Annotated in this window: 22 protein-coding genes; 8 read left to right on the plus strand and 14 right to left on the minus strand. The window is 54.5% G+C overall.

Going from position 1 to position 20149, the window contains the following annotated elements; translation table 11 throughout:
- Positions 1–39 precede the first annotated feature (39 nt).
- The 6 genes from PFRI_RS13025 to PFRI_RS13050 all read right to left on the minus strand — a co-directional run bounded on the left by PFRI_RS13025 (position 40) and on the right by PFRI_RS13050 (position 5638).
- Positions 40–603, minus strand: a complete 564-nt coding sequence (locus PFRI_RS13025; protein WP_072631141.1) for a rhodanese-like domain-containing protein — start codon at positions 601–603, stop codon at positions 40–42.
- Positions 604–826: 223 nt separating this feature from the next.
- The gene (locus tag PFRI_RS13030; protein WP_072631168.1) at positions 827–2065 is read right to left on the minus strand and encodes a bifunctional folylpolyglutamate synthase/dihydrofolate synthase; all 1239 of its coding nucleotides are present in this window, start codon (positions 2063–2065) and stop codon (positions 827–829) included.
- Between the two features lie 32 nt (positions 2066–2097).
- Positions 2098–3078 (minus strand): acetyl-CoA carboxylase, carboxyltransferase subunit beta, encoded by a 981-nt coding sequence (gene accD, locus PFRI_RS13035; RefSeq protein WP_072631169.1) that lies wholly within the window; start codon positions 3076–3078, stop codon positions 2098–2100.
- A gap of 62 nt (positions 3079–3140) precedes the next feature.
- Positions 3141–4052, minus strand: coding sequence for a CPBP family intramembrane glutamic endopeptidase (locus tag PFRI_RS13040; RefSeq protein WP_072631170.1), 912 nt, complete (start codon positions 4050–4052; stop codon positions 3141–3143).
- A 25-nt stretch (positions 4053–4077) separates the two neighbouring features.
- Positions 4078–5070: a fatty acid desaturase family protein gene (locus tag PFRI_RS13045; protein WP_342742265.1), complete on the minus strand. Its 993-nt coding sequence runs from the start codon at positions 5068–5070 to the stop codon at positions 4078–4080.
- A gap of 115 nt (positions 5071–5185) precedes the next feature.
- Positions 5186–5638, minus strand: a complete 453-nt coding sequence (locus PFRI_RS13050) for a hypothetical protein (protein ID WP_072631143.1) — start codon at positions 5636–5638, stop codon at positions 5186–5188.
- A 235-nt stretch (positions 5639–5873) separates the two neighbouring features.
- Between PFRI_RS13050 and ilvD the strand changes: the two genes are divergently transcribed.
- The 7 genes from ilvD (at position 5874) to PFRI_RS13085 (ending at position 13308) form a co-directional block, all read left to right on the plus strand.
- The gene (ilvD, locus tag PFRI_RS13055; RefSeq protein WP_072631144.1) at positions 5874–7631 is read left to right on the plus strand and encodes a dihydroxy-acid dehydratase; all 1758 of its coding nucleotides are present in this window, start codon (positions 5874–5876) and stop codon (positions 7629–7631) included.
- A complete protein-coding gene (locus PFRI_RS13060; protein ID WP_072631145.1) occupies positions 7612–8412 on the plus strand; it encodes a hypothetical protein in 801 nt (266 codons plus the stop codon). Before ilvD ends, PFRI_RS13060 begins: the two co-directional genes overlap by 20 nt.
- A 51-nt stretch (positions 8413–8463) precedes the next feature.
- Positions 8464–9237, plus strand: a complete 774-nt coding sequence (locus PFRI_RS13065; RefSeq protein WP_072631146.1) for a DUF6478 family protein — start codon at positions 8464–8466, stop codon at positions 9235–9237.
- A 45-nt stretch (positions 9238–9282) separates the two neighbouring features.
- A complete protein-coding gene (locus tag PFRI_RS13070) occupies positions 9283–9660 on the plus strand; it encodes a hypothetical protein (protein ID WP_072631147.1) in 378 nt (125 codons plus the stop codon).
- 103 nt (positions 9661–9763) lie between these two features.
- On the plus strand, positions 9764–11791 hold the full coding sequence (locus PFRI_RS13075; RefSeq protein WP_072631148.1) for an NADPH-dependent 2,4-dienoyl-CoA reductase: 2028 nt from the start codon (positions 9764–9766) through the stop codon (positions 11789–11791).
- Between the two features lie 125 nt (positions 11792–11916).
- On the plus strand, positions 11917–12279 hold the full coding sequence (locus tag PFRI_RS13080) for a hypothetical protein (protein WP_072631149.1): 363 nt from the start codon (positions 11917–11919) through the stop codon (positions 12277–12279).
- Positions 12280–12402: 123 nt separating this feature from the next.
- On the plus strand, positions 12403–13308 hold the full coding sequence (locus tag PFRI_RS13085) for a LysR family transcriptional regulator (protein WP_072631150.1): 906 nt from the start codon (positions 12403–12405) through the stop codon (positions 13306–13308).
- 71 nt (positions 13309–13379) lie between these two features.
- On the opposite strand, the gene rsmD is transcribed toward PFRI_RS13085, so the two are convergent.
- Together rsmD and PFRI_RS13095 are read right to left on the minus strand one after the other, a co-directional pair.
- Complete coding sequence (gene rsmD, locus PFRI_RS13090) at positions 13380–13937, minus strand: 16S rRNA (guanine(966)-N(2))-methyltransferase RsmD (RefSeq protein ID WP_072631151.1); 558 nt, start codon at positions 13935–13937, stop codon at positions 13380–13382.
- Positions 13934–15145, minus strand: coding sequence for an NAD(P)/FAD-dependent oxidoreductase (locus tag PFRI_RS13095; RefSeq protein ID WP_072631171.1), 1212 nt, complete (start codon positions 15143–15145; stop codon positions 13934–13936). Before PFRI_RS13095 ends, rsmD begins: the two co-directional genes overlap by 4 nt.
- A 94-nt stretch (positions 15146–15239) precedes the next feature.
- Between PFRI_RS13095 and PFRI_RS13100 the strand changes: the two genes are divergently transcribed.
- Entirely contained in the window at positions 15240–15728 is a 489-nt protein-coding gene (locus PFRI_RS13100) for a peroxiredoxin (protein WP_072631152.1), read from the plus strand.
- 61 nt (positions 15729–15789) lie between these two features.
- On the opposite strand, the gene PFRI_RS13105 is transcribed toward PFRI_RS13100, so the two are convergent.
- The 6 genes from PFRI_RS13105 to mnmC2 are packed head-to-tail and all read right to left on the minus strand — an operon-like array spanning position 15790 to position 20093.
- Positions 15790–16080, minus strand: a complete 291-nt coding sequence (locus PFRI_RS13105; RefSeq protein ID WP_072631153.1) for a 4a-hydroxytetrahydrobiopterin dehydratase — start codon at positions 16078–16080, stop codon at positions 15790–15792.
- Complete coding sequence (locus tag PFRI_RS13110) at positions 16077–17264, minus strand: GNAT family N-acetyltransferase (protein ID WP_072631154.1); 1188 nt, start codon at positions 17262–17264, stop codon at positions 16077–16079. The genes PFRI_RS13105 and PFRI_RS13110 overlap by 4 nt, the downstream gene beginning before the upstream one ends.
- Positions 17261–18031, minus strand: coding sequence for a glycerophosphodiester phosphodiesterase family protein (locus PFRI_RS13115; RefSeq protein ID WP_072631155.1), 771 nt, complete (start codon positions 18029–18031; stop codon positions 17261–17263). Before PFRI_RS13115 ends, PFRI_RS13110 begins: the two co-directional genes overlap by 4 nt.
- Complete coding sequence (locus PFRI_RS13120; protein WP_072631156.1) at positions 18028–18492, minus strand: RidA family protein; 465 nt, start codon at positions 18490–18492, stop codon at positions 18028–18030. The genes PFRI_RS13115 and PFRI_RS13120 overlap by 4 nt, the downstream gene beginning before the upstream one ends.
- 60 nt (positions 18493–18552) lie before the next feature.
- On the minus strand, positions 18553–19428 hold the full coding sequence (locus PFRI_RS13125) for a DMT family transporter (RefSeq protein ID WP_072631157.1): 876 nt from the start codon (positions 19426–19428) through the stop codon (positions 18553–18555).
- Positions 19425–20093, minus strand: a complete 669-nt coding sequence (gene mnmC2 / locus PFRI_RS13130; RefSeq protein WP_072631172.1) for a tRNA (5-methylaminomethyl-2-thiouridine)(34)-methyltransferase MnmC2 — start codon at positions 20091–20093, stop codon at positions 19425–19427. The genes PFRI_RS13125 and mnmC2 overlap by 4 nt, the downstream gene beginning before the upstream one ends.
- Between the last annotated feature and the right edge of the window lie 56 nt (positions 20094–20149).

Raw genomic sequence — 20149 nt, forward strand, 5'->3', positions numbered from 1 at the left:
CGGATCATGCGGTTAGCTGAATCGTTCTACGGTCAGACGTCAACCCGTCAAAAGTCGGGTGCTCGAGGACTCTGTGTATAGTCCAAGAACATGCCACATCTGGAGACCACCCCGATAATACAGGATCTTTTGCGCCGGATATCCGGCGTCCAGTAACAGCTGAACCGCTTGGCGCGCAGTCGGCGACCAAGGTCCATCATCAAAAATCAAAAGATCGAACGCACCTGAGAAATCCATCTGGCCGATCGCGCCCTTAGCACCCAGCGCGAGCAGCAAGTCTTCGCGGTAAGGGTTGTTCCCGACGAGCGTCGCGCCCGGAACAGAGATCGCTCCAGGAATTGTGCCATCGGCATATTCGGTTGGCAAACGCGCATCGATCAAAAGTCCCGTTCCGAGCGAAACATTTTGCTGCATGAACGCAAACACTTCGAGTTCTGTCAGGGTTTTAACGCCTGCCGCTGCTGTGCCCGGCTCGATGCAATGTTCTGGGCATGTGCGATCTGATTGCGCATAGGTGCTTGGCAGTTTGCTTTCGCCGTCTGCGGCACGTCGAATGCTCAGCGATTGCCCACCAAATTCAAACTCGACGCTTGAGAGACCCAAAGCGATATCTGCCTTTGCCCCCTGCGGCGCGAGCGCGAAGGAAAAAGCGGCTATAGAAATAGCTGACGCAAAAGCGCCTTTGACTGACTTTGAAATACTCAGACCTGCTCGAAACGTTTTTCCGTTTTCGTTGAATATAAGTTAGGCGTTCGGACTCTCGCGGTCAATATAGACCTAAGGTTGTATTATCTGAGCAGGACACGATGAAAACATTAAGATTTTGTTAACCGTTTTCCCGCAACACGTGACCTGCAAGATAAAGTGAACCGCAGATCAGCACACGCGCATTTGGCGATGCTTTGAAGATCGCTTTCAAAGCGCTGTCAACACCGTCTGCTTCATACGCTGTCATCCCTGCATCACGCGCAGCTTTGGCTGTGACGTCGCTTGGCAATGTGTTTGCCTCACCCGGAATACTAACTGCTTGTAGGGCGTGCACATGCGGCGCGAGAGGCTGCATATAACCGCTCACATCCTTGGTGTTCAGCATGCCACAAATCAGATGGGTCTCGCGCTTGGGAAGGGTGTCCAGCAAATCAGAAATCGCCAGAGCAGCAGAAGCGTTGTGACCGCCATCAAGCCACAGCTCAAGGCTCGGCACGCTGTCCACCAAGTTGCCGCTCTTCAACCTCTGCATCCTCGCAGGCCACGTAGCATCAGCCATCGCAGCCGCACAGGCGTCTTCACCAAATCCAAGCGTGCGCAGCCCAGCAATAGCAGCCCCTGCGTTTTGCACCTGATGCGCCCCTAAGAGAGCTGGCATCGGCAGATCAAGCAAGCCAGTCTCATCTTGATAAATCAGCCGACCGCGCTCTGTGCTCACGTGCCAATGCTGACCATAAGCAAACACAGGCGCACCAAGCCGCGCGGCTTTGGCTTCGATCACGTCGAGCGCTGCATCCTCTTGCGGACCAACGATGCAAGGTACACCACGTTTGATAATACCCGCCTTCTCGCCGGCGATATCTGGCAAGGTGTCCCCAAGGAATTGCTGGTGATCAATCGACACAGGCGTGATGATCGTCAGCGCAGGTGTGTCAATCACATTCGTTGCATCCACGCGACCACCAAGGCCGACTTCGAGCAACGTGTAATCCGCAGGTGTGCGCGCAAAAGCGAGCATCGCGGCACAGGTCGTAATCTCGAAATACGTGATGCTCTCACCGCCATTGGCCGTGTAGCATTCATCCAATACTTCGGTGAGGTATTCCTCAGAAATGAGTTCACCCGCAACGCGGATACGCTCATGAAAGCGCGCAAGATGCGGCGAGGTGTAGGCGTGGACAGATTTGCCTGCCCCCTCAAGCCCAGCGCGCATCATCGCTTGAGTACTGCCTTTGCCATTGGTGCCTGCAATATGGATAACGGGCGGCAACTTGCGCTCAGGGTGATCCAAGGCAGCAAGCAAGCGTTCGCAACGATCCAGAACCAGATCAATGACTTTAGGATGCAGCGTCATCATCCGTTCTAGGATGAGATCGGAAGAGACTGCGCTCACTCCTTGACGTCCTCAGCCTTTGATGTGTCCGCGGGTTCGCCGTCACTGGCGTCAGTATCGGCCGCTTCAACATCAGGCTCAATCAATTCCGCTGAATCAGGCTTCGGCAAATCGCCCATCACAGGGGGCGGCATATGCATGAGCATGCGGATGATCTGCACCAGCTCTGCTTTCATCTCTGTGCGCTTGGTTACACGATCTAGCATGCCGTGCTCGAGCAGATACTCGGCGCGCTGAAAACCTTCTGGCAATTTCTCACCAATCGTCTGCGCAATCACACGTGGACCAGCGAAACAGATCAATGCGTTTGGCTCGGCAATCTGCACATCTCCCAGCATCGCATAAGACGCCGTTACACCGCCCGTGGTCGGATGCGTAAGCACTACAATATACGGCAGCCCCGCCTCTTTCAGCATTTGCACCGCAACTGTTGTGCGCGGCATTTGCATAAGGCTCAAAATTCCCTCCTGCATCCGCGCGCCACCAGCGGCAGAGAACAAAACAAGCGGCTTTCCCGTATCAACAGCGCGCTGAGCCGCGGCAATGATCGCGTTGCCCACATACATGCCCATGGATCCAGCCATGAACGAAAAATCCTGACATGCGGCAATGATCGGCGTGCGGCCAATTTCGCCCTCGGCGACAAGCATCGCTTCTTTTTCGCCCGTATCTTTCTGGGCTGCCTTCATGCGGTCGGGATATTTTTTTTGATCTTTGAATTGCAAAGGGTCAGCCACCGGCTGTGGCACATCAACTTCAGTAAAAATGCCACCGTCAAACAAGGCTTCAAAACGATCACGTGCAGTGATGGCCATGTGATGTCCGCAAGACGTGCAGACGTTCAGATTGCCGCTGAGTTCACGGTGAAACAGCATCGTGCCGCATTCGTCACACTTGGACCAAAGGTTCTCTGGCGTTTCGCGGCGCGAGAAAATCGAGTTGATCCGTGGACGGACGTAGTTGGAGATCCAGTTCATCGCAGTCCCTTTCCTGCGTAATTCTTTCAGTGGCAGATAAAGACCCTTGGCCCCAATTGCAATCAGCGCCGCAATGCGAGGCGTGCAGCAAGCCATGCGACCAGCATCATTGCGAAGTCGATGGGTAAAATCGAGCGCACTGCCGCCTCATCGCTGGCATCAAACGGGTAGTTGAACAGTGCAAGCCCCGACATTTCGCCCTGCGGAGCAATGATCAGAAGCGCAGAGATGTTGTTCACAAAATGCATCGCAATCGCAGGACCCAGCGTGCCAGAGCGCGCGGTTAGATCAGCGGCGAGAACACCAAAGATCGCCGCCCAGATGACAACAAGCCAAGTGTTGCTGCCAAAGCTTTGCGGCGCATAATGCGCGAGACCAAAAAGCACAGACGGAATAAGCATCCAGATGAGTGGGTTTTGAAACTTTGCAGCCAGCTGTTGCTGAATATACCCGCGAAACAGCACTTCTTCTGCGCTGGTTTGGATGAAAATAGCGATCACAGCAGGTAGCAAAAACCCAAGCCACCGCGAAAAGGGCAGACCATTTTGCAAAGCAGGGTCAAACCCATAAGGTGGCAAAACCAACAATGCAGCCGTCAACAGCAACAACGCCACTACAACGAACTTCGCTTGCAAAAACGCAATCGTGGGCGGGCCAAGTAGTGTCTCGGGTCGACGCAAGTGAAACACGATCACCACAGCCGCAATCGCGATCCAGATCAAGCCAAACGACGAAAGCAGCACAAGGATGCTTTGCGGCAGCAAAAGCGTGTCCAAATCATCAGAGAGCGTGCGGTAACCGTCCTCGCTCATCACATAGGACAGGAATTGCCAGATCAGAGGCGAGCAAATCATGATCACCGAGGTTGCAAGAGCGAGTCCGACAAGCAAACGCCAAAGCTCGGCGCGTTCGCGCGCGGGGGCTACAAAACGGGCGTGTGCAGAGTAATTAAAAGAGAGAAGCGTCTTCAGCATAGGCCACATCTAGGCGCGCGCGAAGCTAGGCGCTAGAGGGCATCGCAGGTTTTGAAGCAGCAAGGCGCAAGACTTGCCAATAGCTTTGCCCGATCTGCATTTTATCAGCGTGACCACGCGCCAGCATAAGTGCGTGCATCTTTGGCAAACGGTGACAAGGCACATGCATAACCAAATGATGCTCTAAGTGATAATTCACGTAATAAGGCGCAAGAAACAAACGCATGAGCGGGCCAGCCTTGGTGGTGCGCACATTGCGCAAAGGATCGTCGCCTTTTTCAACAACGCCGTGCTCCGCAATATTGCGGACACGCAGGACAAGTTGGAACCATGTGAGCAACGGCAAAGCCCAGAACGCCAGCCACCACCACCAAGCACCAAAAGCCCACATCAGAATGAAAAGCGTCGCATTGGCCATCAGCGCACGCCCGATCACTGGGCCAGAAAACGCCTGCGCTAGGTCTTGCGAGCTTGGTCCGTCCTCTACTTCGCCCGCCATTTTGAAAGCGAACATGATTTGTTGGCTACGCTGCTTGAAACCCGTTTGACCTGTGATGTCGCGGATCAATTTGCGCTGCATCGATGCTTTGGTCGTCGGAAAAGGTGCAGAGAGTCTGAGATCAGGGTCTAATTCTGTCTGCGTGTAACGGTGATGTTTGAGGTGGTAGGTCCGGTACTCATGCAAATCCGCCATGATCGGACGACCACAAAGCCATTCCCCGACAAACTCATTCAGCCCACGCGTTTTGAACATCGCCATATGCGCCGCTTCATGCATCAAGATCGCAAGGCCGAGCTGGCGCGAACCTATGACAATGAAGGCCAGTGCGAACGTCGCGATGTTGGGGACGTAACTGAAAAGTACCAACGCCAAAGCGATGGTGCCCCAGCAGTGCAGGATGAGCCAAGCGCCCCAAAGATCGGACCGCTCCGCGAGTGGGCGAATTTCCTCTGATGTGAAAAAGCGTTTTCCGGTTGTCATCGTCAAAACTTCGCAGCTTAAGGTACTGTCTGTCAAATTTAACACCTTGTAACGCTTACTTGAGGGGATGTTTGCGCAAATATTGTGGGAGGCGTTGGAAGTTTGAAGCTCTAAGCCTGATATGCAAACTTAGCGTCAACGTCCGAATTGTTCACGAAGAACGTTCAATGACTTGCCAAAACTCGTCCCAAGCCGCGCTTTGGGCGGCAGACATTCCACCCTCTCCCCCACTCTTTAGATGTTCTGGAGTTGCCCAATCCACGCTAAGAGCCTCTGCTGCATCGCAAATTTGTGCTTCCTGTTCCCCAGACAAATGATTTCCAAATATGACGCTCAATCCGCCTCCACGTTCCAAAGCTTGCAATGTGCGTTCGATTTCCGCGCTTAGCCCTGCCGCTTCAGCATCACCTGGAAACGCTTCGATAAGCGCCTCAAAGACGATTAGGTCTTCTGCTCGATCACCCCCACAACTCCATTTGACAGCGATTGGCGAGAGGACGAATTCAAACCCAAAGAAGATATTGCGCGATGGTTGTGATTGAGCGTTGGCAACTGACGCCAACAGAAGAATGTTACCGCATAATTGGAAGATTGTTCGAAACATCCTCTACCTTTCAAAAATGCCGTCTCCAGATCGAAGCTTAGCGCATCAAGCGCACACTCGACTTTTATAGCACTTAATCGTCATGCCGACTCGACACTCATCGCATAGATATAACGCCTAGACCACTTTCAGCTGCGCATTTGTGTATTTCTATCAACCCGCCCTCTCACGTCGCACCTTGCAGCGCTGCCCTTGCTGATTTATCCCCTAATCCAAAGCATTTCGGGAGCCCTTCATGACCAAGTTCGACAAAAGCAAACTGCCAAGCCGCCATGTGACCGAGGGCCCCGCCCGCGCGCCGCATCGTTCGTACTATTACGCGATGGGCATGACCGAAGAAGAAATCCCCCAGCCACTGGTTGGCGTTGCGACCTGCTGGAACGAAGCGGCGCCTTGCAACATCTCTTTGAACCGTCAGGCGCAAGCCGCGAAGCTGGGCGTCAAAGCCGCATCTGGCACACCGCGCGAGTTCACGACGATCACTGTCACAGACGGCATCGCGATGGGTCATGAGGGCATGCGCAGCTCATTGGCCTCGCGTGAAGCGATTGCAGACACGGTTGAGCTTACCATGCGCGGTCACTGCTATGATGCACTTGTCGGACTTGCGGGTTGTGACAAATCCCTACCGGGTATGATGATGGCGATGATCCGTCTGAACGTGCCGTCCGTTTTTGTCTACGGTGGTTCCATCCTTCCAGGCCGCGCGCCGGAGGGTGCTAAGGTCCCAGAAGCCTATGCAGATCGCGACCTCACCGTTCAGGACATGTTCGAAGCCGTTGGTCATCAGCAAAACGGCACGATGTCCGAAGCTGAGCTGGAAATCCTTGAGCGCGTTGCCTGCCCCTCTGCGGGTGCGTGTGGTGGTCAGTTCACAGCCAACACTATGGCTTGTGTCTCCGAGGCAATTGGCCTTGGTCTGCTGAACTCTTCTGGTGCCCCTGCCCCATTTGAGAGCCGCGATGAATATTCCAAAGCCTCCGGCATCGCCGTGATGAACCTGATCGAGAAGAACATCCGCGCGCGCGACATTTGCACACGCGAAGCCTTCGAGAACGCAGCGCGCATTGTTGCCTGCACAGGTGGTTCCACGAATGCCGGTTTGCACCTTCCTGCGATGGCGCATGAGGCGGGAATTGATTTCTACCTTGAAGACGTCTGCGATATCTTCCGCGACACACCTTACTTCGTCGATCTCAAGCCAGGTGGTCAGTACGTTGCAAAAGACCTTTATGAAGCAGGCGGCGTTCCTGTTGTTCTGAACGAACTACGTCGCGCGGGTCTTTTGCACGAGGATTGCATGACCGCGACGGGCTACTCCATCGGTGAAGAACTCGACAAGCACACGCTCAAGGCCGATGGCCGCGTTGTGTATCCTGTGGAAACACCGATCACCAAAACCGGTGGTGTTGTGGGTCTGAAGGGTAATCTCGCCCCCGAAGGCGCGATTGTTAAGGTTGCTGGCATGGCAGCGCAGCATCAGCGTTTCGTCGGCCCGGCGCGCATCTTTGAATGTGAGCAAGACGCGTTTGAGGCGGTGCAGAACCGTACATATAGCGAAGGCGACGTGTTCGTGATCCGTAACGAGGGTCCAGCTGGTGGTCCGGGTATGCGCGAAATGTTGGCAACGACTGCGGCGCTGTCTGGTCAGGGCATGGGTCTAAAAGTTGCACTGATCACTGATGGCCGTTTCTCTGGCGCGACACGCGGTTTCTGCGTGGGTCACGTTGGTCCAGAAGCGGCGCACGGTGGTCCGATTGCATTGCTCAAGCAAGGTGACATCATCACGCTGGATGCTGTTGAGGGTACTCTCGAAGTAGATATTTCAGACGAAGACATGGCCGCGCGCCGTGCTGAGTGGAAAGGCCCCCGCGAGACGATCTATGCCTCTGGCGCGCTTTGGAAGTATGCAGACCAAGTTGGTGAAATCTATAAGGGTGCGGTGACGCATCCGGGTGGTAAGGCAGAAAAGCATGAGTATTGGGATCTGTGATCTCAACAAACGCCAAGCCCGCAATGTGGGCTTGGTACTGTTGTGTTGCGCATCGTTAAGCGCATGTGTGAGCGACGAAGGATTTTCCTTTGCGCCCAAAAGCGATGCTGCGCCTGAAGACGCGCAAACGCGCGTTGCAGTCTCGAAATCGACGCAGGTCACTTTGGCGCGCGGTGCTGTTACGCTCGTTGCGCCCAAAGGGTTCTGCATAGATGAGACCTCGGTCAGCTCGGGTCTGCGTGGCAGCTCTGCGATTCTCGCCAAGTGCTCTTCTTTAGATGGCAAAGGGGCAGGCGACGATACAGCCGTCATGAGTGTGCAAATCTCTGCACGCCGTGGGAGCGCTGCTGCTGCGCCGACTGGACAAGACTTGATCAACGCAGCCCTCCCCCGTCGCACACTCCAGTCAAAGCAAAAGGGCAACTTGGCTCTCGTCCAGATCGCAACCAATGGAGACAACGTCTTTTCTGCCGCAGATCCTATCCATTGGCGCGCCGCGACTGAACTTGATACGCGCCTAGTGCTTTTGGGCCTTTTTGCGCCCAAAGGCTCAGAGATAACTTCCGACCAGGGTGCTGATCTTTTGACAGCGCTTGCGCGCGGCATTTCAGCGACGCGTGGCTCTCTATTGGGGTTGGCTCCGGCTGCGTCAAACGGGTCGAGCGAACCCAAAACAGAAACTCAACCTAAAGATGTGTCTGAAAATTCCACAACCGAAACAGTTGAACCTGTAAAAAAAGGTGGCCAAGGCTTCATTGCCCGTTTGTTAAACCGCTCTTAATTTGATTAAAGTACCACCGAGAGCAGTCAATCAGGCAGGTAACTGAATACCATGGCAGCGAAGAAACAATCCATACTGAGCAAGATGTTGTTCAAGCGCTCTTTGCGAGGCTGGGCACGTATCGCAGATGGTGCAAAGAGCGCGCCTATCTCTGCCTTGCGCAAGCAGCGTGCGTCTGCGCGACGCTTGTTGGTTCATCTCAACCGCTTTGTTCATGTGGCCGACAACCGCTTGGCTTTACCGCTGATTGGCAGTCAGGCCATCCAAACCTCGCATGATTCCGACTGGGCCTGGCGCCCCGAAGCGTGGAGCGGTCCTCTGCCGACGCAGGGCATGGCATCTGTTCCAAGCAAAGCGATGCTGGGCGGCGAAATTTCGATGCACCATGATTGCGAACTATCCGAGCTTTCCTTGCGCCAACTTCGCAACACGCGTGAAGCGGATCTGGCTCCCTACGGTCTGCGCATGGACGTTTTCAAATTTGACGGCTCGTTCCTATCTCTGGTGATTGATTTCCCCGAAGCCAGCGTAGTCGGCTTGCGCCGCAAGCACTTGATCCGGCTTGAGCCGATTATTGAGATGGAGAAACCGCTGGAGATCTTCGCGCGCCTTAACATCAAGCATGGGCCTAACACAGAGCAAGTCGTGCGCGAACTGCCGTTGAACGAGAAAGTGCCGATGGTTGAATTTGACCTCGCCTACACCAAACTCAACGAAAAGCGCATCGATAACATGTGGCTTGATTTGATCTTTGAAGGGCCACAGATGAACCAAGTGACTCTGCGCGATCTCACGCTCAGCAGACGCCCACGGGCCGAAGTGTAAAACGTAAATGATGAAACCGACCCAGATAACAGAAAGAGCCGTAAAATGAGTGCATTTGAACTTAGCAAAACGCGCCTGTTCGAAGGGGTTTGGGAAGGTCTTCTGACCGCCATCGACGAAAATGGCACAAAACCCGATTTGGGTGTAACCCATTTGGAAAAGCCGCTTGGTGAATTGCTGCTCAAAGAGACAGGCGAGCCGAACCAATGGGCCGTACGCATTCCTATTCCGGTGGACCTGATCGGTGATGGTGCGCAGACGTTCTTGATCTTTGACAAAGATACCGGCGAGACGCTTGATAGCTTCACGATTATCGCAGGTGATGCGGTGAGCGACGATATTCGCGCTGAGGTCGCGCTTCTTCGGGCTGAATTGGACCTCGTCAAACGTGCCTTTCGCCGCCATTGCGTCGAGACGACTTAACTTCCTGACGTATTGCTAAGTTACGTAAAGCAAACTGACGCTGCGTTTCGGGTGACTCTGCGCTGTGCGTTGCGCACTCTCGCAGCAACTTTGGGAGATATCTATGACCGCTTATCCACACATGCTTGCACCGCTCGACCTTGGCTTTACCACCTTGAAGAACCGCGTGCTTATGGGGTCCATGCATACGGGCCTGGAAGAAAGCAAAGACTGGAACCGCGTCGCCGAGTTCTACGCTGAACGCGCCCGTGGTGAAGCGGCTTTGATCGTAACAGGTGGTATGTCCCCAAGCAAAGAAGGCGGTGTATTCCCCGGTGCCGCAGGTCTGTTCAGTGACGAAGACATTGCGAACCATAAGATCGTCACAGACCGCGTCCACGACGCAGATGGCAAGATCGCGATGCAGATCCTTCATGCGGGACGCTACGCCTATGGTCCTGAATGTGTGTCCGCGAGTGCTGTAAAGTCGCCTATCTCCCCCTTCCCACCCAAAGAGTTGGACGAAGAGGGCATCGAAAAGCAGATCAACGATTTCGTCGTTGCCGCCACACGCGCACAACAGGCTGGCTATGACGGTGTGGAGATTATGGGCTCTGAGGGATATTTCCTGAACCAGTTCCTCGTGACCCACACAAACAAGCGCACAGACCGTTGGGGCGGCTCTTACGAGAACCGTATGCGTCTACCGGTCGAAGTCGTGCGTCGCGTGCGTGAAGCCGTCGGCACCGATTTTATCATTATCTATCGTCTGTCGATGATCGACCTTGTCCCGAATGGATCGACCTTTGATGAAGTCATCACCCTTGCCAAGGCTGTCGAAGAGGCAGGCGCGACGATTATCAACACGGGTATCGGCTGGCACGAAGCACGTATTCCAACGATTGCGACATCCGTTCCGCGCGCTGCCTTCACGTGGGTCACGAAAAAGCTGATGGGCGAGGTGAGCATCCCTGTCATCACCTCCAACCGCATCAACACGCCTGAGGTTGCCGAGGATGTCATCAGCTCTGGCGCGGCAGACATGGTTTCGATGGCGCGCCCTTTCTTGGCGGATGCAGAGTTTGTGAGCAAAGCGATGGCTGGCAAAGCCGATCACATCGCGCCGTGTATCGCGTGCAACCAAGCCTGTCTTGATCACACGTTTGGCGGCAAGATGACGTCATGCCTTGTGAACCCTCGTGCATGCCACGAAACGGAATTGACGATTGAGCCTGCTTTGAGCGTTAAAAAGGTTGCCGTCGTTGGCGCTGGTCCTGCAGGTCTGAGCACAGCCATCACCGCCGCAGAGCGCGGACATAGCGTGACCTTGTTTGATCGCGCGGATGAGGTCGGCGGTCAGTTGAATATGGCCAAGCAAGTACCGGGCAAGGAAGAGTTCTGGGGCCTCGTCGATTGGTATCGCACGATGTTGGAGACGAGCGGTGTGGAGGTGCGGCTAAATACCGAGGCGAGCGCAGATATGCTTGCTGAGTTTGACGAAGTGATTATCGCCACAGGCGTTGTGCCACGCGATGTTGGCATCCCAGGTCAAGACATGCCAAACGTGCTCTCTTATATAGACGTGCTGCGCGGCAAAGCTGAGGTTGGCAAACGCGTCGCTATCATCGGAGCGGGTGGCATTGGCTTTGATGTCGCCGAAACGCTTGTGCATGACGGCACTAGCCCGACGGTTGATCTGGAAGCGTGGAAAGAAGAATGGGGCGTGGGTGATCCATCTGAGACACGGGGCGGCCTTGCCCCTGCGGGTCCGCAACCCGAAGCCCCTGCACGCGAAGTGACATTGTTACAGCGCAAGGCAAGCAAACACGGCAAGGGTCTCGGCAAAACCACAGGTTGGATTCACCGCGCCGCTTTGAAGATGAAGAACGTCAAGATGATCGGCGGCGTGAACTATGAGCGCGTTGAAGAAGGCGGGCTTTATGTTTCTTACGGCGAAGCGCGCGAGAACCCAGAGTTGCTTGAGGTAGACACGATTGTTTTGTGTGCGGGCCAATTGCCGGATCGTTCACTTGCGGATGCTTTGGAAGCCAAAGGCGTTGCGTGTCATGTGATCGGCGGCGCGGACGTTGCCGCTGAACTCGATGCAAAGCGTGCTATCAATCAGGGCACACGATTGGCGGCTTCTTTATAAAGGCGACGTGATGATACTTGATAGGACCGCAAGCAAGCGCGGTGAAAGTTGCAAATTGCACCGGAGCGGCCTATCTGTATAGATCCCAGATGAGCGGGCGGCATTGTAATGAAAAGGACGCAAATATGAGCACAAAAGTGTCAAAGCTAAACGTGGTGGCTCAGCAAGCTTTCACGAGTAAAAAGACACTGCTGCTCAAAAACGCTCAACTTGAGTCCGAAATTCAGTTCACGTTAGAAAAGATAAAGACCCTTCAAGAGATGCTGGAAACTTCGGCTGCGACGCTTAAGGACCAGAACGTGGCTTCGGTGGAAAACGTGGAAAAGCTCAAGTCCACAATCGAAGCCAAATCAGTCATCATCAAGCGGCTTGAAGGTAACAGAGAGACGCTCAGAGAACGCAACGCCAAACTAGTTGATGACCTTGCTGAGTGGCGCCGAAAATACGAACAAGCGATTGATGCATCAAGGAGCAGCGACGACGTTTGAGTTGTTTCCATGCCGCAAACGATCCGCGACAAAACCCTAGCATTGTCTAGAGAGCGCCCCAATCGCGCCCCTATTGCAGTTGATACCTGATCCTCGAACACAGGAACGCAAAGGTAGACACAGATGGATCGCCTCACGGAAATGGAAGCCTTCGCCACGGTTGTGGATCAAGGTGGATTTACAGATGCTGCGAAGAAAATGGGGATTTCTAAATCCGCTGTTTCCAAGCATGTATCGTCACTAGAGGCGCGTCTTGGCGCACGTCTTTTGAACCGCACGACGCGTCGGGTTAGCCCGACTGAGATTGGCCTCGCTTATTATGACCGCGCCCGCCGTGTTTTGAATGATGCGGGTGAAGCAGATGCTTTGGTCACCTCGATGCAATCAGCGCCGTCTGGCCTGCTGCGCATCTCGGTTGCGACGGACTTTGGGGTCAATCACCTAAGTCCTGTCCTTGGCGATTTCCTATCGGAGTTTCCCGATATCACCGTCAATATGGTGCTGAACAACCGCTATGTTGAGCTGATTTCCGAAGGTTTCGATATGGCCGTGCGCATCGGTGAGTTGGAAGACAGCTCACTACGGGCGCGTAAGTTGACCGAGACGACGAAACGTATGATCGCCTCACCTGCTTATTTCGAAAAGTATGGACGGCCCGAGAAGATTGACGATTTGAATGATCACAAACTTCTGCATTACTCGAACCAATCGAGCGGCAATGTGTGGAAAGTGACAGCGCCTTCTGGTGAAAAACGTCAAATCCGTACTGCTGGCTGGCTGAGTGTTAACGATGGGCAATCCTTGCTGAACGCAGCGATTGCAGGTCTTGGCATCGCTTACCTCCCGAGCTTCCTTTATTCTGAGGCGATGGAACAAGGGCTGGTGGTAGACGCTATCCCAGAGTTACCGACCGAGACACAAGGCATCTATGCCGTCTATCCGCCCGGCCGCTTTACGCAGCCAAAGGTACGCGCGTTCATCGACTTCCTTGTGCATTCATTTGCACAAAAAGGACCCTCTGAGTGGTAAAAACGCTCATAGCCTAGAAATCTCCCCCCGACCCCACTGGCCCCTTTGCTTTCGAGCGATGGGGCCATTTTTTATGTGGTGAGGAAGCTGATATTTGTGCCGCCAAACTTGCGGGTCTCTAACAGTTCACATTCAGGCGGCGGCGCAATTTTAGCGCTCTCTTCCCAGAGGATCAGCGCCTCTTTGGCGATCCATTCACCTGCCAGTGCGCTTTTCAAAGCCGCCTCGCCCATCGACTTGGCATAAGGCGGGTCGAGGAAAATAAGATCATACGGCGCATCAGGATTGGCAGGCAAACGCGTCGCATCGCGCGCGACTAACTTGGTGGTGGTTTTGCAATCGCACAGTGCGATATTTTCGCAGATCAGACTTTGCCCCTTGCGACCAGTTTCCACAAAAGTTGTGTGCGAAGCCCCGCGAGAGAGCGCCTCTAAGCCCAAAGCACCGGTTCCCGCAAACAAATCCAAACACCGCATATCTGTTATTGGATCACCATAGCGCCCGCCCATGAGCACGTTGAACAGAGTTTCGCGCACACGGTCCGTCGTTGGACGCAAATGGGCACCCGCATCACCTTTGCCGACAAAGGCGAGCGCGCGACCACGAAATGATCCGCCTATGATCCTCACGCTTTGAGCAGTGCTTTCATGTCTGTATCTGGGTTGGCGATCACATCGGGCGCCGGGGATTTACCTGCTTCGATCAGACGCTTGCCGATCATGTAGTTACGCGGATCATTCATCGCATCGACTGCCAAAAGCGTGGTGCCCTGATAGTACCAGAACGACACGGCAGGGCTGTCGGGATCACGGCGTGCGACGACATTATCATAGCCGATGTTCAGACCCGCGATTTGCAGTTTCACATCGTACTGGTCGGACCAGAACCATGGTTTCGGGGTGTAGCTTTTGCCCGCACCCATCATGTTTTCAGCCACAGCTTCAGCTTGATCAATCGCGTTTTGCACACTCTCTAGACGACGGCGTGCACCGCGCAGATCAAACGATGCGCAATCGCCAGCAGACCAAATGTTCGGGTCAGAGGTGCGGCCCTGCTCATCCACCGCAATACCGTTTTCGATGGTCAGACTTGCTTGTTCTGCGAGCGTAGAATTGGGCGTGATGCCAACACCCACAATCACGAAATCCACGTCGAGGTCTGTGCCATTCGTCAAACTCGCACCAATCACATGGCCTTCGCCATTGAGGCTTTTGAGGCCAACGCCCTCCAGAACATTAACGCCATGCGATTGATGCAAGGCACGGAAATAATCCGAAGTCTCAGGCGCGGCGACCCGTTGCAAAATACGCTCTGCCATTTCGACAACTGTCACTTCGACACCCATCTTGCGCGCAACGGCTGCGGCTTCCAGCCCGATGTAGCCACCGCCCACAATCAATGCGCGTTTGCCATCCTCAAAATGAGACGCCATCGCATCCACATCCGCCAAAGTGCGCACGGTAAAGACGCCGTCCAATGCCCCGCCGATAGAAGCGGGCAAAGTATTCGCCGAAGAGCCTGTCGTTAACGCGAGTTGGTCATAGGGTATCACCTCATCGCCCAAATGCACTTCGCGCTTTTCCCTATTAATCGCGCTAACCTGCGTTCCCATTTTCAAAGTGATGTTCTGATCGCTATAGAAACTCTCGGGTCGCAGGAACAAACGCTCCAACGCCATGTCACCCAGTAAATACGCTTTCGACAAAGGCGGACGTTGATAGGGCGGCACCGGTTCTTCGCCGATCAAGGTGATCGCACCCTCAAAACCAGAGCTGCGCAGCTTGGCCACAAGCGAAGCGCCTGCTTGGCCTGCTCCGATGACGACATAATGTGCCATAAACACGTGTCCTTCTTGAATACGGGTGGCGAATATCTGCACGGACCCTATATCTTTGAGGGACAAGAACGCAATTCCAACAAAGGATAACTTCATGACAATTTCAAAAGGCGACCGCCTCCCCTCATCCACACTGGTACATTTGGGCGATGCTGGCCCCGCGCCTGTCGCTTTGGCGGACAAGCTCTCAGGGCGCAAAGTCGTGATCTTTGCAGTGCCGGGCGCGTTCACACCGACTTGCCATTCCGCACACGTCCCAAGCTTTATGCGCACCAAGGATCAGTTCACCGCCAAAGGCGTGGACGAAATCATCTGCGTGTCCGTCAACGACCCATTCGTGATGAAAGCATGGGGTGAAGCGACAGGCGCGACAGCGGCAGGCATCACGATGCTGTCCGACGCAGAGAGCGCGTTTACCAAAGCGATTGGCATGGATTTCGATGCCCCACCCGCTGGCCTGATCGCGCGCTCCAAGCGTTATGCGATGGTCGTCGAGGACGGCGTCGTCACGCATCTGAACGAAGAAGCCAGCCCCGGCGAGTGCGAGATTTCCGCAGGCGAAGGTCTGCTGGATGTGATGTAGGCTCCACTCAGAAGCTTGAAAAAGGGCGCGTCAAACGATGCGCCTTTTTGTTTTTTGGTTCCTACAAACTATCCAGCTTGCGCGCCAACTTCGCATCAAGCGCACTTAGCCCATCAATCGAATGGGTCGTCAGAATTACATGCACCTTGTTGTAAACGTTGAACCATTCAGGATGGTGATCCCATTTTTCCGACCAGATCGCAGCGCGGGTCATCCAGCCGAACGCATCGGCGAAATTTTTGAACTTGAAGTGCTTTTCAATCGCGTCGCGCCCCTCTACCATGCTCCAGCCATTGGCGAACAAAGGGTCCAGTAAAGGACCGCGCGTGTCGTCGAATAATGTCTCGCTCATTGCTGTTCCTCTACGTTGTTTTTCTTGAACGGCCCATAGTCCGTAAGCACGTCGATGTTTTCTTCAATCGCTTCGCGTTCCGCTACCAAATAGCGCTCGATCGCTTCGGAAAACCCTTTGTCGCCAACCCAATGCAGCGAATGCGTTGTGACAGGTAAGTACCCGCGCGCAAGTTTGTGTTCGCCTTGCGCGCCCGCTTCTACACGGCTCAAACCGCGTTCAATCGCAGCGTCAATCGCGCGGTAGTAACAGAGTTCGAAATGCAGACAGGGATGATCCTCAACACAGCCCCAATAGCGACCATAAAGCACATCGCGGCCAATGAAATTCAGCGCACCCGCGACGGGCATCCCATCGCGTTCAGCCAGAACAAGGATCACATCGTCGCGCATGCGCTCTTGGACGATATCAAAGAACTGCCGCGTCAGATACGGCGTGCCCCATTTGCGCGCGCCTGTGTCTTGGTAAAATTGCCAGAAAGCATCCCAATGTTCGGGCTGAATGTCGTCCCCTGTCAAAGCACGAATAGTACCGCCAAAGGCATTTGCTTGCTCACGTTCCTTGCGGATGTTCTTGCGCTTGCGCGAGGCGAGCGACGCGAGAAAAGCATCAAAGCTCTCGTAGTCGTCATTCATCCAATGAAACTGTTGACTGGCGCGCGCCAAAAGCCCCATTTCAACACCTGCGTGCATCTCTTGTTCGGTACAAAATGTCAGGTGAAGCGACGATATTTCATTGTTCGCAGCAAGCTGCACAGCCCCTTGGATCAGCGCTGATTGCCCAACCTGTTCAAACTCGGGCTTTACCAACAAACGCCGACCCGTCGCAGGCGTGAACGGCACAGCGACTTGCAGTTTGGGATAGTATCGCCCACCTGCATTTTCATAGGCGTGCGCCCAATTATGGTCGAAAATATACTCGCCCTGAGAATGGTTTTTCGCATAAAGCGGCGCAACGCCGATCAACTCACCGTTTAGCTTTGCTGTCAGATATTGCGGCTGCCAACCTGTGCCTTGCCCTACGGATCCACTTTGCTCCAAAGCATTCAAGAAGCGATATGTCGTGAACGGATCATCGGGCGCACCGCCATCAAACGATTCAGGACAGGCACAGGCATCCCAATCCTCAGGCGCAATCTGCGACAGGCTCTGCACAATCTCGATTTCGACAGGCGTGTCGCTCATTTGGCAGGGTGCTTCGCCAAATATTGCTCGAACGTAATGTTGTCTGCCACCTCACGCGCGCGGATTTCCTGCGCTTCGCTTTTGACGGTCCAGCAGAGAATATCCGCACCTTTGGTTTTCAAATCTGCCACACGCGCCGCTCCTAAATCTTCCACTTCGTGAGAGATAAAGCTCGCGCCGACACTGTCAAAGTCCGCGATCTTGCGCAGTCGATCACGCGTGCCAACAGGAAGCAGCGGCCAGTCTTGTGCCGTATAAGCGCTGGTCACAATCCCACGTGGCACAAGCGGTGCATGGATCGCCAATTGTTGCACAGCATGCGGGTTGAACGACATTAGCGCCAGCGGTCCAAGATAGCCCTCAATATCGCCCGCAACGGCCTGCTCTAGGCGACCTACGTTTGCACCCATCATGCCGTCTTGATCCTTGATCTCGATGAGCAAAGGCACGCGCGCAGCGACCAATCCCAGCACTTCAACAAGCGTCGGAATCCCCTCGTCACTGCCACGCAAAATCACACGAGCCAGATCAGCGCCCGAACGTTGTTGGATCGGGCCACTATCCTTGGCGAGGCGCTTTAGGTCGTAGTCATGAAACACCATCGCCGCGCCATCGCTGGACAGCTGAACATCGATCTCAATGCCATAACCCGCATCAATTGCCGCTTTGATCGCCGCGCGAGAGTTCTCTGGACGACCGTCCTTCACATCATGCAAAGCACGATGCGCGAGGGGAACGCGTAAGAAGGAGGGGTCTAAACGGTTCATTTGATCTGGAAAATGCCTTCGATCTCAACCGCGACACCAAAGGGCAAGGACGCAGCAGACACCGCAGAGCGCGCGTGACGACCTGCATCGCCCAGTGCTTCGACCATAAAGTCAGACGCGCCGTTGATAACCTTGGGCTGGTCACTAAAATCTGCGGTGGAGTTCACGAAGCCCACAAGTTTCACAACCCGCACGAGACGGTCCAGATCACCACCACAAGCTGCTTTTGCCTGCGCCAGCAAGGAAATCGCGCAGGTTTTGGCCGCTGCTGCGCCTTCGTCCGCTGTCATTGTCTGACCAAGTTTGCCCGTGATGAAACCATCCGCATTGTTGGAAATCTGTCCTGACACATGCACCAGATCGCCCACTTGCACGAAGGGCACGTAGTTGGCCGCAGGCGCAGGTGCGTCTGGTAGGGTCACTCCAAGTTCTGCGAGTTTGGTTTCAAAAATTCCAGCCATCTTGTCTCTCCGATATTTATTTGTGTGTAGGCAATCACGCACACCCATTTCGTGCAAGCCTCAAACGCGGCGTGCTGCCATGCGTTCGCGTACAAGTGTAAAGATTCCTGCCGCAACAATCAGTGATGCACCAATCACGACATTCGTTCGAAGCTGTTCTGCAAAGATCAAAAGACCCAGCGAAGAAGCCCAGACCAGTTGCAAGTATGCGAAAGGTTGTACGGAACTGGCTTCGGCGACTTCGTAGGTTTTGATCAGCAAGAAATGACCCCCCGCGCCTGTGAGACACAGCAAGCCCATCCAGAGCCAATCCGGGCCGCTCATAGGCTCCCAAAACGCTATCCCAACAATGGTCATCAAAACGGCTCCTGAGACACCTGTCCAGAAAAAGCTCGTGGCCGCACTGTCTTGGCGGGCCACAAAGCGGGTCAGCAATCCATAGAGCGCAAACATCAATGCAGAGACGAGCGGGATCAACGCATAGGGTGAAAACACCCCTGTTCCAGGTTGTAAAATGATCAACATTCCAATGAAGCCAACGCCAATCGCAGCCCAGCGCCGCCAACCGACTTTTTCGCCCAACACTGGCCCCGAAAGGGCCGCGATGAGAAGAGGGTAGCAGGCAAACACCGCATGGCTTTCGATCAAGCCCAGATAGACGAAACCCTGAACAGCAATGCAAATTTCGGCGGCCAGCAGAACACCTCTGAAAATCTGCAACTTTGGTTGATCCGTGCGCACGGCTTGGCGCAATCCACCTTTCGCGCGCGATGCGACAGCGATGACGAACGCCGCAAAAAACCAGTAGCGCACCATCACGATCATCATCACATTGTATTCGCGCGCAAGGTGTTGCGAGATGCCGTCTTGCATCGCAAACACGAAGGTCGTGGCGATCATCAGACCGATGCCTAGGGGCGCGTTATTTTGGCTCATCCGCGTTTGGTTCCGATGCTCATGTGGCGTTTGCGGCCAAATCCTGTGACGCGTTGCACGTCAAAACCTGCTTCACCGAGTGCGCGGCGCACGAATCCTGCGGCGGTGTAGCTGGCAAAGGTGCCGTTTGTGTTTGTATGCTTACCGACTTCGGCCAACAGGGTTGCTTCCCAAAGTTCTGGGTTTTTGGCGGGGGAAAAGCCATCAAGGAACCACGCGTCAGCTTTACCTTGCCATAAAGGGAGCGTTTCGCGCGCATCGCCTGCGATCAAGTCGAACGTGAGATCATCGAGTTTGGCACCCGTTGAGGTCAGTGCGCCCAGCAATTCATACGCCAAATTCGACATCTCGGGAAACGCATCCAATGCTTTGCGCATCTCTGTCGCGTCCAATGGAAAGGCTTCAAAACTGGTGAAGTACAACTTGCCAACCACCCCATGCTCTCGCCACGCCTGCCACGTGGCGAGCAAGTTCAATCCCGTGCCAAACCCAAGTTCGGCCACATGAAATCCATCGACATAGCGCTCTGGCAGATCGTTTCCGCCCAAAAACACATGACGTGTTTCCGCTAAACCATCCTGAAGCGAGAAATACGGATCATCAAAGCGCTGCGAAATCGGGACGCCGTCCTCGTTCCAATCGAGCCTTCCCGTCTGGTCGGTCATGCGTGTCTGGTCGTTCATGCGCGTTTGCCTTAGGTGCTGCTTAAACGCATTGGACA

This window comes from Planktotalea frisia (assembly GCF_001890925.1).
GTDB lineage: Bacteria > Pseudomonadota > Alphaproteobacteria > Rhodobacterales > Rhodobacteraceae > Planktotalea > Planktotalea frisia.